Source organism: Amycolatopsis sp. NPDC026612 (genome assembly GCF_040638285.1).
In the GTDB taxonomy this organism is placed as follows: domain Bacteria; phylum Actinomycetota; class Actinomycetes; order Mycobacteriales; family Pseudonocardiaceae; genus Amycolatopsis.
Genome location: NZ_JBEZYB010000145.1, coordinates 1 through 12,019, shown reverse-complemented (window position 1 = coordinate 12,019; position 12,019 = coordinate 1). Strand labels below are relative to the sequence as shown.

Sequence of the window (12,019 nt, the reverse complement as noted above, 5' to 3'; positions counted from 1 at the left end):
GGGGCGGCGTTCCGCGGGCACCCCCGCACCTATTCCGCCCCGGCAACCCTGCTGGGTATGGAATTGGGGGGCCGCCGCGGCGGGCCGTGCCGCCCGCCGCGGGGCCCGCTCTCGGACGTCCACCGCGAGCAGGTCCGGGCCGACATGGGCCGCGCGCTCGCCGCGCTGGGGGTGGCGTAGATGCGGTCTTCGCGCGCGATCACGGCGGTCGACTCGCACACCGAGGGCATGCCGACCCGGGTGGTGACCGGCGGCGTCGCCCCGATTCCCGGTACCACCATGGCCGAACGCCGCCGGTACTTCATGGCGCACCTGGACCACCTCCGGCAGTTCCTGATGCACGAGCCGCGCGGCCACTCCGCGATGAGCGGCGCGATCCTGCAGCCGCCGTGCCGGGAGGACGCCGACTGGGGGGTGCTGTACATCGAGGTGTCCGGCTGCCTGCCGATGTGCGGCCACGGCACGATCGGCGTGGCCACGGTGCTGGTGGAGACCGGCATGGTCGAGGTGACCGAGCCGACGACGGTGGTGCGCCTGGACACCCCGGCCGGCCTGGTGCACGCCGAGGTTTCGGTCCGCGACGGGCGTGCCGAGCGGGTCAAGCTGCGCAACGTGGCGTCATTCCTCGCCGAGCGCGACGCCGTGGTCTCCGTGCCCGGCCTTGGCGACGTCCGCTACGACCTCGCCTACGGCGGGAACTTCTACGCGATCCTCGAGCTGTCGCAAGCGGACATCCCGTTCGACCGGGCGGAGAAGGACCGGATCCTCACGGCCGGGCTGGCGATCATGGGCGCGATCAACGAGCAGCGGCCGCCGAAGCACCCGGCCGACCCGCTGATCGGCGGCTGCAAGCACGTCCAGTTCCTCGCGCCGGGCTCGGACGCGCGGGCGTCGCGGAACGCGATGGCGATCCACCCGGGCTGGTTCGACCGCTCGCCGTGCGGCACCGGCACGTCCGCCCGGATGGCCCAGCTGCACGCCCGCGGCGAACTGCCGCTGCACACGCCGTTCGAGAACTCGTCGTTCATCGGCACGACGTTCACGGGCGAGCTGGTCGCCGAGACCACGGTCGCCGACGTGCCGGCGGTCGTCCCGGAGTTCTCCGGCCGGGCGTGGATCACCGGCACCGCGACCTACCTGCTCGATCCGGCGGACCCGTTCCCGACGGGGTTCGTGCTTTAGGCAGGCTGCCAGAGCTCGATGCGGTGGCCCTCGGGGTCGGTGACCCAGCCGAAGCGGCCGACCCCGGCCATGTCCTGGACGTCGTCGGCCACGTCGGCGCCGCGTTCGCGCAGCTGCGCGAGCATGGCGTCGAGATCGCGGACCCGGAAGTTGAGCATGGTCTGCTGGGTGGGCGAACCGAAGTAGCCGGTCCCGGCCTCGAACGGCGCGAAGACGGTGGGACCCGGCTCCTGCTGCCAGACCCCGTTTTCGTCGGTGTCCAGGCCGAGGCAGTCGCGGTACCAGGCACCGAGGGCCGCCGGGTCCGCCGCGCGGATGAAGTACCCGCCGATTCCGAGCACGCGTTCCATGCCGCGATCCTGCCAGCACCGCGGCCGGACCGGGGCGGGCGCCCCGGTGAACCCGGTGTTCGGCGTCCCACGACGGCAGGTCCGTCGGAAGGACAGCGGAACGCGGCTGTCGTCACGGGCACCGCGGACCGCGCTCACCGATCGCGCGGGGGACCCTCCGTCGTGATCCCGGCGAGGAAGTGGCGCTGCGCCACGAAGAACACGATCAGCAGCGGCACGGTCGTGATGACGCTCCCGGCCAGCACGACCTCCCACCGCTGCTCGCCCGCCTGGCCGAACTGGTCGGACAGCGCCTTGAGCCCGCGGGGCAGCGTGTACAGCACCGGGTCGCGCAGGTAGATCAGCGGCTTGAGCAGGTCCGACCAGCTGGCCTTGAGCTCGAACACGAAGCTGACGATCAGCGCCGGGCGGCACAGCGGCACGGCGATGCGCCAGAACAGCGTCCAGTGGTTCGCGCCGTCGACGCGCGCGGCCTCGAACACCTCGCGCGGCAGGCCGAGGAAGAACTGGCGCAGCAGGAAGATGTAGAACGCGCTGCCGAACAGGTTCCCCGCCCACAGCGGCACCTGCGTGTGCGCCAGCCCGACGCTGTTCCAGATCAGGTACACCGGGATCATCGTCACCGCGCCGGGCAGCATCATCGTGGCCAGCACCAGGCCGAAGAGCGCGTTGCGGCCCGGAAAGCGGAAGTACGCGAAGCCGAACGCCACCAGCGAACTGGTCAGCGTCACCGCCGCGGCCGCCGCGAGCGACACCACCACGCTGTTGAGCAGCCAGGCCGCGACCGGCGCGGCCCGCCAGATCTCCACGTAGTTGTCCCACGCCCAGGTGCGGGGGATCAGCAGGTTGTCGAAGACCTGCGCGCGGGGTTTCACCGACGCGCTCAGCAGCCAGACGAACGGGTAGAGGAACAGCACGGTCGCCGCGGCCAGCCCGGTCCACCGGACCGCGCGTCGCGGCGTCACCGGTCACCGCCTTCGTAGTAGACGAACCGGCGGCTCAGCCGCACCTGCACGAGCGTGATCGCCATGATCACGACGAACAGCAGCCACGCCATCGCCGACGCGTAACCCAGGTGCAGGAACTCGAACGCCTGCTGGAACAGGTAGATCAGGTAGAACAGCGCGGCGTCGTTGCTGTAGGTCGCCGACGCCGCGGATCCGTAGAACGCGGTGTAGGCCTCGTCGAACGACTGCAGCCCCGCGATCGTCTGGACGATGAGGGTGAAGAACAGCGCCCCGCTGATCATCGGGACCGTGATCCGCCGGAACCGCTGCCACGCCGACGCGCCGTCGAGCTCGGCGGCCTCGTACAGCTCCCGCGGCACGCCGCGCAGCGCGGCCAGGTAGATCACCACCGTGCTGCCCACCGACCACAGGTGCATGAGCACCAGGCCCGGCTTCACCCACGGCCCGTCGGTGCTCCACTGCGGACCGTCGATGCCGACCAGCCCCAGCGCGGCGTTGACCAGGCCGGCCTGGCCGTTGAACAGGATGAGGAACAGCACGCCGACGGCGACCTTCGGGGTGATCTCGGGCAGGTAGAACACCGTCCGGAAGAAGCCGGCCGACCGGCGTCCCGCCCGCGTGAGCAGGGAGGCAAGTGCCAGCGAGACGGCCATCGTGGCCGGCACCGAGAGCACGGTGTACACCAGCGTGTTGACCAGGCTCCTGCGCACGGCCGGATCCTCGAACAGCCGCTGGTAGTTGGCCCAGCCCACGGCGTCCGGTGACCGGAGCGCGTCGTAGTCGGTGAAGGAGAGCACCAGGCTGGCGACCATCGGAAGCGCCATGAAGATCACGAAACCGATCATCCACGGCGACAGGAACGCATACGCGGCAAGGGTTTCGCGGCGGCGCCGGTTCACCGGTGCGCCCCCGCGGCGTCCAGCGCGCGCTGCGCCTCCTGCTGGGCCTGGCGCAGGGCGTCGGCGGGCTGCTGCTCGCCCGACAGCACCCGGTTGACGGCGTTCTGCCAGGCCGTCTTGAACTCCGAGCCGGCCGGGGACGCGGGCATGGTGAAGGCGCTGTCCTGCGCGCGCAGGACCGTCCGCACGGCGGCGTCGAACACCGGCCGGTCCCCGAGCTGCACCAGGCTGCCGAAGATCTCCTGGTCGGCGACGCGGTTGCCGGTGTAGACGCCGGTGAACGCCTTGCCGGCGGCTTTGCGCTTCTCCGCGCGCGCCCTGGCGGCGGCGATCCAGGTGGGGGCGTCGGTCATCGTCTTGATCCAGGCGCAGGCCTGCTCCTTGTGGGTGCTCCCGGCGGGGATCACCCACGCGCTGCCGGTGACCCAGTCGATCGGCGCGCCGGCGGTGTCGGTGAACGGCGCCGCCGACACCCGCACGTCCGGCGAGTAGTTCGCGAGGACGTTGAGGTACCAGTCGTCCATCAGCGTGGCCGCGAGCTGTCCCTGCTTGAACGGGTTCTTCTCGCCGAAGAAGTCGAACGAATCACGGAACGCCTTCACCGCGCTCCAGCCGCCCTGGACGTCGATCAGCGATTTGGCGTACTCCAGGGCCCCGGCCAGCCGCGGGTCGTCGAGGTGCGCGGTGCGGCCGTCGTCGCTGAGCATCTGCACTCCGTTGGCCTTCGCCCACAGCGGGAGGAACTCCGGGATCTTCGGGTCGAACCCGATCCGCGCCGGCCCGCCGTTCGTGCGGCCGGTCAGTTTCTGCGCGGCCGTGGTCAGCTTCGCCCGGTCGGCGGGGGAGACGTCCTGCGGTGTGAGCCCGGCTCCCTCGACGGCGGCGTCGTTCACCAGGACGACCCGGTTGTCGTAGAACTCGGGCAGGCCGTAGACCTTGCCGTCGAGGGTGACCTCCTTCAGCGCGGCGGGCCGGTATTGGCCGACGTCGATGCGCTGCTGGGCGATGCAGTCGGTCAGCGGTTCCAGGGTGCCGCGCGCGGCGTAGGTGCCGAGCAGTTGGCGATCGAGGTAGACGAGGTCCGGTGGCGTGTGCGAGGCGACGGCGGCCAGGAACTGCTGGGCGTCGAACGCGCTGCCGCCGATCTTCACGGTGGCCGGCGCGATCGCCTTGCCCGCGAGGTCGGCCCGGGTGGTGGCGATCTCGTCGCCGAGGCCGAACCCCATGGTCGTCAGGGTGGCCGTGGCGCCGCTGTCGCCGCCGCCGACCCCGCCGCACCCGGCGAGCAGCAGGACCGCGCCCGCACCGGCCAGAAGTTTTCGCACCATGGCACCCCTCCCGGACCTCACGCAGGAAAAAGCCTGCGGCGGATACCCGGTGGGTGGCGGTCCAAACCAGTGCGGTCAGTGCGGCGCGGTGACCCACGGATTGGGCCGGCAGACGGCGCCGTCGGGACGGACCCGCGTCGCGGCGCCGGGTTCGGCCCGGTTGAGGTTCGCGAGGTAGGTGTTGGAGAGCCCGAAGGTCTGCTGCATCATCACCGGCGCCGGCGCCCCCGCGGCGGGGCAGCCGACGTGGCCGAAGCCGAGGGCGTGGCCCATCTCGTGGTTGATCGCGTAGGTGCGGTAGCCGGCCAGGTCGCCGTCGTAGGAGTGGGCGCCGCGCAGCCAGCGGGCGAGGTTGACGACGATCCGGTGGCCGCGCGTCAGCCGGCACGACGAGTCGTAGGGGATGGCGAAGCCGCAGAGGTCGGGGCGCCGCGCGGTGCCGGGACTGGTCAGGCTGATCCGGACCGCGGGCTCGGCGTCCGGTTCGCCGAGCCGGCGGAAGGTCACGTCGCCGAGCCCGGTCCAGCCGCGCGGGTCGGCGAGGATGGCGTCGACCTGCGGGGCGAACGAGGGAACGTCCACACCGTCTTCGACTTCGACGGTGTAGGTGAGGACTTTCTCGCCGGTACCGACATCGGCGCCGGGCCCCGGGACGACGTGCCAGGTACCGGCCCCGGCCTCGGTGACCGGCCCGCCATCGGGCAGCGCGGCGGATTCGGGGGCGGGGGCGGCGGCGGTGGGGCGCGGAGCCGATGTTCCCGTGGTGGGCCGGGCCGCGGCGACACCGGAGATCCGCCGCGGCTGGGCGGCTTCCGGAGTGAGCAGCAGACCGACGGCGAGCGCGACGGCGAAGACGAGCACCGCGGGCGGCCACCACGCAGCCGGAACGGGCTCGGGCACGGGCTCCGGCGCGGGCAGGGGCAACGGTTCGGGCGCGGCGGGCGTTCGCGGCACCCGGGGGGCCGGTGGGCCGACGGAGAGCGCGGGGGCGATGGAGAGTGCGGGGGTCTGCGGGGTGGGTGGTGCGGGCGCCGGGGCCGGTTCCGGCGCGTGGGTCGGTGCGGCCGGAGTTGCTGTTGTGGCCGGGGTGGATGGTTCTGGCGCAGGTGTTGCGGGGTGGGTCGGAGCCAAGAGCGCCGCGCGGGCCGGAGTGGCTACGGCCGGTGCCGGTGCCGCCCGAAGCGGTGCGGCCGGGGCGGGTGCGGCCGGAGCCGGTGCTTGCGGGTTGGGTGGAGCCAAGAACGCGGCGCGGGCCGACGTCGGCGAGACCGATGGCTCGGGCGCCGGCTGTTCCGGCTGTGCGGTGCGAGCAGCAGGCGCCGGTGCGGGCAGGACCGGCGCCGGCGCCGGGATGCGGGGCGCCGTCGGTGCCGGGGGCTGCGCGCCGCGCGGCGCAGGGCGGCGTCGCGGCTGGGGGAGCCAGTCGACGCGGGCCAGGGGGTGCCGGTCAGTAGGCAAGGCCCACGCTCGCACATGCCGGCGCCACCGCGCCCTCGGATCGCGGATACGACACCGTTGCCGGGTCGCCGTCGGAGGTGTAGCGGTGGCCGGATGGCGACCCGAGCTCGTCGAGCCAGTGGGCCGAGCCGTACTCCGCCTCCGCGCCCGCCGACTGGGAGCGGATCCGGGGGATCGACCCGGGGGCGAACTCGGTCGAGCACGGGGACGGCGCGGGGCCGGCGCCCACCAGCAGCGCGCCGCCGTAGGAATAGCCGGGGCCCTGCAGCGCCAGCCCGTCCCGGTGCGGGTGGCTCCCGTACGGCAACGCCAGCGTCGCCGGCCGGTAACCCGGGACCGCCTGGCGGATCACCGCGTCCTCCTCGGCGATGGCCGCGGCCGCCGCGCTTTCGGTGGCCGTGCGGAGATTCGTGTGGCGGCGGGTGTGGTTGCCGATCTCGAAGTGGTGCTCGGCCAGCCAGCGCAGCGCCCGCCCGTCGGTGTCGCCGCCGAACGGGTGCTCGTTGACGTACAGGCTGGCGACCGGCCGGAACCGCGGGTGCGCCGCCGCGACGTCCAGCAGGATCCGGACCGCCGTCCCCGGCGCCGGTTGTCCCTGCGGCGTGAGGCTGAACGCGCTCGGGTCGCCGTCGTCGAAGGTCAGGACCACGGGGTGCGCGCCGGCCGGCAGGTCGAGCCGGCGGCCGACCAGCTCCGCGGTGGTGACCGGGACGTAGTCCTCCGCCGCGAGCCGTTCGAGCTCCGCGGTGAAGTCGGCGGGCGTGCGCTCGTAGACCGAACGCGGCTGCGCGGCGAGGCGGTGGTACATGAGGACCGGCACCCGGCCGAGCTCGTCGGCGCCCACCTGCCGTGCGGTGGCGGCCGTGACGCGCACCGGCGCGGCGGTGGGTGCCGGCCGCGGCGGCGCGGACGCCGGGGCGACCGGCGCGGGGCTGCCACAGGCCGCCAGGGCGAGGAGCGCGGTGAACCCGGCACCGAACCGGAAAAGGCAACGCATGCCGGAAGTGTGCGTCCGGCCCGCGCCGGGCGCGGGCCGGGCCACCGGGTCGGGTGAGGTCGCACTTGTGTGCCACCGCCCCGAAAAACGCGTTTCCGCAGGCCGGGGGCATGGGGTCGCGAACGGCTCCGGCACGATGCGGTGATCGCCGGAAAACGCGTTTGCCGAAGATCACCATCGGGTATTTCCCCGCGATGGTCCCGAAAAAGGCGGTCACCGCCGAACGAACCTTCGATCGACGCCTGGTCCTCACCGCCGCTCTCGGAGGCTTGGCCACGAGCGCGTGTGGTGCGCTGCAACGGGGAAGTGCGCTCGCCGTACCGGTCGTGGCGTCCTCCGCGGCCCCGCCACCGCCACCGCCCCCGAACCCGCTGGAGACGAGCCTGCTCGTCGGCTTCTGCGGAGCTCCGGGCGCGAAGGCGCTCGGCCGCATGACGGGTGACCTCACGGAGGCGGGCCGCGCGCTCCGCCAGCGGATCGAGGCGTTCCCGCCGGGACGTCCGGTCACCCCGGTCGTCGAGCTGATCGCCACCACCGTGCACCGCTCGCCCGGCGCGGACGGCATGTTCCGCAGCCGCTGCGAGGACACGACCGTGCGCGACTACCTCGACGCCGCCCGGGCGCTGAACGGCCTGCTGCTGCTGAACATCCAGCCCGGCCGCGCCGACTTCCTGCCCGAGGTGCAGGCGTACGAACGCTGGCTGACCGAGCCCGACGTCGGCGTCGCGCTCGACCCCGAGTGGGCCGTGGAACCGGGTGTCGTTCCGGGGAAGAAGTTCGGCCGCACGAGCGGCGCCGAGCTCGACGAGGTCGCCCGCTACCTCGGCGGCCTGGCCGACGCGCACCGCCTGCCCGCCAAGGTGATGATCTACCACCAGGTCGCCGCGTCCGTGGTGCGCGACGAAGCGCTCCTGCGGCCGCACCACGGCGTTTCGGTCGTCAAGGTCGTCGACGGCATCGGGTCGGCCGCCGCGAAGAAGGCGACGTGGAAGACGCTGATGACGACCATGCCCGCCCACGTGCGGCCGGGGTTCAAACTGTTCTTCGAGGAGGACACCCGCCGCGGCGCGGCCCTGATGAGCCCGGCGGAAGTTCTGGCGCTGAGCCCGGCACCCGCCTACGTCGTCTACGAATAGCCACCGGCCCGCGAGAAGCCCGGTGCGGCTCGCCGCACCGGGCTTCTTCGTGCCCGTGGGGGCTCGCCCGCCGCGGACGGCGAAAGCCCGGCGCGGGAGGGGAACCGCGCCGGGCTTTCGTCGGCTTGTCCGTCCGGGGTACCGGCCGGCCTGGGCCCTGTCCTGCAAGTCGAGCGCGGGTCATCGCGCGGACTCGCCGGGCAGCGCCTAGCCGACCGGGACGGCCAGCCCGCCGAGAAGGTCGTTCACCAGCGCGGAAAGACTGATCAGCACCCGCTGCAGCAACGCGTTGAGCAGGGCCGACACCGGCGGCAGGGACTGGCGGGACGACAGCTGGGCGGCGAGTTCGTCGACGCCCTTCCTGGCTTCCGTGTTGTCCTTCTGCGCCGTGGCCGCGCTGTCCTTGGCCGCGGCCTGGATCGTGTACCGCTTGCCCTGGGCCAGGTCCGTGAGCAACGGGTCCAGCCGCGCGATGGTGGCCTGGGTGCCGGGCACGTCCCCGTTGTCCGCACGGGACTTCAGCTGGTCGCGCAGGCCCTGGACCTCCGCCGCCGCGCTGGTGGTGCTCGACGATCCGTTGCCACCGGGCCCGCCCGCCGTCGCCACGCCCACCCCCGCCAAGGTCACCGCGGCCGTGGTGACGAACACCGTGAGCGCTCGGGTCAGTGCACTTTTCATGTCGTACTCCTCCGGATTGTGCGATGTCGACCGTGATCATGGTGAGCGCCGATCGGCGATAGCGCGAGCGGTTGTCCGGGCGCCGGCGGAGTCGGTTGATTTCACACGGTGTGCGGCCCGCCGGGTTCGCCGCAACAAACATCAAGTTCGCGTGAAGCACATCCGGAACTGTTTTGTCCGTCAACTACGTTGTGTGATGTCGCCACTCGTCCGTGTTCGGTCGTTACGACAGGAGGCTGAATCGACCCGGTTTTATCTACCGAAGGTGCCGGAGGGGCCAGTTTCGGGTGACGTCGGACATTCACCCGTTCGAGACGTTTATGAGAAGAAAGAATGGGTAATCATGGGCATTTGTCGCACGGCCGGAAAGGCACTCTTAAGTAGGGTACTGGCAAAAACCACTTCATGCGCGGCGAGCGTTTCGCTAATCTGGGCAGCGGCCGCGGGGCCGGTTTTCCGGTCGCGTCCGTGGCCTCCTCGGTGCCGAGACCTGACACGAAGGCACCATTCGGAGAGCAGGAAACGCAGAACGTCCCGACGCCCATGGCGCCGGGACGTTCTGTGCGAACAGGAGAGGGGATCCGTGGTGCGGGGCACCGAGGTCACCCGCGCACCCGGCGGAAACCGGGTGCGCGGCAGCGGTGACGCTCAGGCGCCCGGCGGGTTCCGCCGTGGCTCGGCGGGCGGGTACGCGTTGGCCGGCGGCGGTGTCGCCCCGGCGACCGGATACCCCGCCATCGCACCGGGTTTGGGGCTGCGTCGCACCAGCCCGGCCAGCCCCAGCAGGCCGGCCAGGCCGAGCAGGCCCCACAGGCCGTTGTCGTCGTTGTCGTCCTGGGTGTTGTCGTGGTGGGTGCCGTCGTCGGTCTGCCGGTGCCACGCGGGTGCCGCGAAGCCCGGTGCTGCCGAGGCGGGCATCGCCCCGGTCAGCGCGAGAGCGGCGGCCGCAACTCCGGCGCAGCACAGTTTCCGTGCGGTGTGCTTCATCCCGGTTCTTCCTTCCGGTCGGACGGTCGGTCCTCTCCGGCGTACCCCGGTCGCCGGTATTCACTCCCGCGGTCACGGGAACGGGCGAAGATTTCGGTGCCGGACCCCCGTTTCCACCGCGCTACCGCGCTTTGTAAGATGGCTGCCGGTTCAAACCAGAGCCGTGGAAGGACGCGCCGCGTGCGCACGTCCGCCACCGGCGCCCTTCCCCTTTTCGCCGCACAGTTGCGCATCCGAGCCGGGAAACACCGTCCACCACCGTGGACCGGGGGAGGAATGAACACTGAACTCGTCGTCGCGCCGCTCGGCGCGACGTTCACACCACGCCTGATCTGCACCACGGGCGACCGCCTGATCCACCCGGCGGACGGCCGCAACGACCTCGCCAGGATCGTCGTGCGCTGGGCCCGCGCCTGGGTTCCCGAAACCTGGCCCGCCCGCCAGTACTTCGCCGCGCTGGGCATCGGTGACGACGAAAACCCTTGCTACGACGACAAAGACGTCGCCGGGTGGCACCTTCTGCAGCCCCGGCCGGACTCGCTCGCGTGGCGGGTGCGGTCGGGCGAGATCGACGTGACCACCGCACTCACGGCCGAAGCCGAGGCCTGGCCCGAATAAGAAGTCGCCACGAAGAGCTCTGCGCCGCCACCGCGGTGGCGCAGGGCTCTTCGGCGTGCCCGGATTATTTCTTGCCGCACAGGCGATCCAGGAGGAAGGTGACCAGGAAGACCTTGGGGTGAAACGGAAGCTGGGTAACCCGATCGGACCACTGCCGGCGCGGTCAGCGGCTTGCGCTACCCACACGATGGTGGCACGAAGTGGAAACGCCCACCGGGCATCAGTACCTTTCCCTCACACGGGACGGAGAACACACCTTCACTGCCGTCCTGCCCTCCGCAATCGCTCACCGAGGAGCAATCCATGCTGAAGAAGATCGGGTTCGTCGCGGCCACCGCGGCGGCCGGTGCGTTCCTGGCCGGCGGCATCGCCGCGGCCGACACCCCGGACGGTCACGGCCACCACGGGCACCACTACGGTCACCACTACGGCGGCTACGACTACACCGGTCAGGTCGGCCTGGTGAACCTGAACAACACCGACGTCCTGCACAACGTCAACGTGACGCCGGGCATCTGCGGCAACGACGTCAACGTCCTCGGCGTCCAGGTGCCGATCCACGACTCGCTCAACGGCATCGGCGTGCCGATCCTTTCGCCGGGCGGCCACGAGGCCAGTGGCGAGTCGCCGTACAACTGCGCCGCGGGCGCGGTGTCCGACGGCGGCACGAGCCAGGGCCACTGAGTTTCCGTGCCCGGCCGCCCGCGGTGTGCGGAAGCCGGCCGCGGCACGGGAATCCGGCGGTTGCGCCGACGTCGCACCGCGTGCCCGGAACACGGAGCGAGCTGCACACTCCGGCTCCGCGTTCCGGGCACGTCGCGACGCCGGACGGCGCCGACCCGGGTGGGACCGGACACGACACTGGAGAAGCGTGCCGGTCCCACCCGGCTTGACCGCACCATAACCGACTTTCCCGGGCTCGGCGAACCGATGCCGGGCCCGTTCCCTCCCCCGTTCCCCCGCCGGACCGTCCGGCGGGTTCTCAGAAGGAGTATTTGTTCCGTGATCAAGCAGCTCGGCTTCGTCGCCACCGCCCTCGCCGCCGGGATGGCGGTGCTCGGCGGATCCGCGTCCGCGACCAGTGTCAGCGTCGCGGGCCACCCGGTCGACACCACCGATCAGTTCGGCCTCGTCGGCAACGTGCAGAACCTCGACGCGGTGCACAACCTGAACCTGGTCGGCGGCGTCTGCGAGAACGACGTCAACGTGCTCGGCGTCCAGGTGCCGGTCCACGACACGGCCAACGGCATCGGCGTGCCGGTGCTCTCCCCCGGCGAGCACGAGGCCGAGGGTGACAACCCGGACAACTGCGCCGCCGGCGAGATCGCCGACGGCGGGACCGCTCAGGGCAACTGACCGACCGACCTGATCGTGCTGGCCGGCTCGGCCGCCGTCGAGAAGGCGGCGCGCGACGCCGG

General features: G+C 72.0%; 13 protein-coding genes and 1 pseudogene. 6 read left to right on the top strand and 8 right to left on the bottom strand.

Annotated elements, in window-relative coordinates; all coding sequences use genetic code 11:
• Both AB0F15_RS44155 and AB0F15_RS44150 read left to right on the top strand, forming a co-directional pair.
• Positions 1–180: pseudogene (locus AB0F15_RS44155) on the top strand (dihydrodipicolinate synthase family protein); the annotation flags it as partial.
• A complete protein-coding gene (locus tag AB0F15_RS44150) occupies positions 181–1,182 on the top strand; it encodes a proline racemase family protein (protein WP_360283782.1) in 1,002 nt (333 codons plus the stop codon).
• Here AB0F15_RS44150 and AB0F15_RS44145 read toward each other — a convergent pair.
• The 6 genes from AB0F15_RS44145 to AB0F15_RS44120 all read right to left on the bottom strand — a co-directional run bounded on the left by AB0F15_RS44145 (position 1,179) and on the right by AB0F15_RS44120 (position 7,182).
• The gene (locus tag AB0F15_RS44145) at positions 1,179–1,532 is read right to left on the bottom strand and encodes a VOC family protein (protein WP_360283780.1); all 354 of its coding nucleotides are present in this window, start codon (positions 1,530–1,532) and stop codon (positions 1,179–1,181) included. The two genes, AB0F15_RS44150 and AB0F15_RS44145, sit on opposite strands and share 4 nt — an antisense overlap.
• 134 nt (positions 1,533–1,666) lie before the next feature.
• A complete protein-coding gene (locus AB0F15_RS44140; protein WP_360283778.1) occupies positions 1,667–2,497 on the bottom strand; it encodes a carbohydrate ABC transporter permease in 831 nt (276 codons plus the stop codon).
• The gene (locus AB0F15_RS44135; RefSeq protein ID WP_360283776.1) at positions 2,494–3,324 is read right to left on the bottom strand and encodes a sugar ABC transporter permease; all 831 of its coding nucleotides are present in this window, start codon (positions 3,322–3,324) and stop codon (positions 2,494–2,496) included. Before AB0F15_RS44135 ends, AB0F15_RS44140 begins: the two co-directional genes overlap by 4 nt.
• Before the next feature lie 71 nt (positions 3,325–3,395).
• On the bottom strand, positions 3,396–4,727 hold the full coding sequence (locus tag AB0F15_RS44130) for an extracellular solute-binding protein (protein ID WP_360283774.1): 1,332 nt from the start codon (positions 4,725–4,727) through the stop codon (positions 3,396–3,398).
• Between the two features lie 75 nt (positions 4,728–4,802).
• Entirely contained in the window at positions 4,803–5,627 is an 825-nt protein-coding gene (locus tag AB0F15_RS44125; RefSeq protein ID WP_360283772.1) for a DUF3152 domain-containing protein, read from the bottom strand.
• 547 nt (positions 5,628–6,174) lie between these two features.
• Positions 6,175–7,182: a polysaccharide deacetylase family protein gene (locus AB0F15_RS44120; protein ID WP_360283770.1), complete on the bottom strand. Its 1,008-nt coding sequence runs from the start codon at positions 7,180–7,182 to the stop codon at positions 6,175–6,177.
• A gap of 326 nt (positions 7,183–7,508) precedes the next feature.
• Here AB0F15_RS44120 and AB0F15_RS44115 point away from each other — a divergent pair, with 326 nt between their 5' ends.
• Positions 7,509–8,318, top strand: a complete 810-nt coding sequence (locus AB0F15_RS44115; protein ID WP_360283768.1) for a hypothetical protein — start codon at positions 7,509–7,511, stop codon at positions 8,316–8,318.
• A 207-nt stretch (positions 8,319–8,525) separates the two neighbouring features.
• Here AB0F15_RS44115 and AB0F15_RS44110 read toward each other — a convergent pair whose 3' ends face one another.
• Together AB0F15_RS44110 and AB0F15_RS44105 are read right to left on the bottom strand one after the other, a co-directional pair.
• Positions 8,526–8,996, bottom strand: coding sequence for a hypothetical protein (locus AB0F15_RS44110; RefSeq protein WP_360283766.1), 471 nt, complete (start codon positions 8,994–8,996; stop codon positions 8,526–8,528).
• Between the two features lie 648 nt (positions 8,997–9,644).
• A complete protein-coding gene (locus AB0F15_RS44105; RefSeq protein WP_360283764.1) occupies positions 9,645–9,983 on the bottom strand; it encodes a WGxxGxxG family protein in 339 nt (112 codons plus the stop codon).
• Positions 9,984–10,259: 276 nt separating this feature from the next.
• Between AB0F15_RS44105 and AB0F15_RS44100 the strand changes: the two genes are divergently transcribed.
• From AB0F15_RS44100 to AB0F15_RS44090, 3 genes are all read left to right on the top strand, one after another.
• Positions 10,260–10,601 (top strand): hypothetical protein, encoded by a 342-nt coding sequence (locus tag AB0F15_RS44100; RefSeq protein WP_360283762.1) that lies wholly within the window; start codon positions 10,260–10,262, stop codon positions 10,599–10,601.
• Between the two features lie 303 nt (positions 10,602–10,904).
• The gene (locus tag AB0F15_RS44095; protein ID WP_360283760.1) at positions 10,905–11,285 is read left to right on the top strand and encodes a hypothetical protein; all 381 of its coding nucleotides are present in this window, start codon (positions 10,905–10,907) and stop codon (positions 11,283–11,285) included.
• A gap of 318 nt (positions 11,286–11,603) precedes the next feature.
• Positions 11,604–11,957 carry a hypothetical protein gene (locus tag AB0F15_RS44090; RefSeq protein ID WP_360283758.1) on the top strand — a complete coding sequence of 118 codons (354 nt, stop codon included), beginning with the start codon at positions 11,604–11,606 and terminating at the stop codon, positions 11,955–11,957.
• The last annotated feature ends 62 nt before the right edge of the window (positions 11,958–12,019 follow it).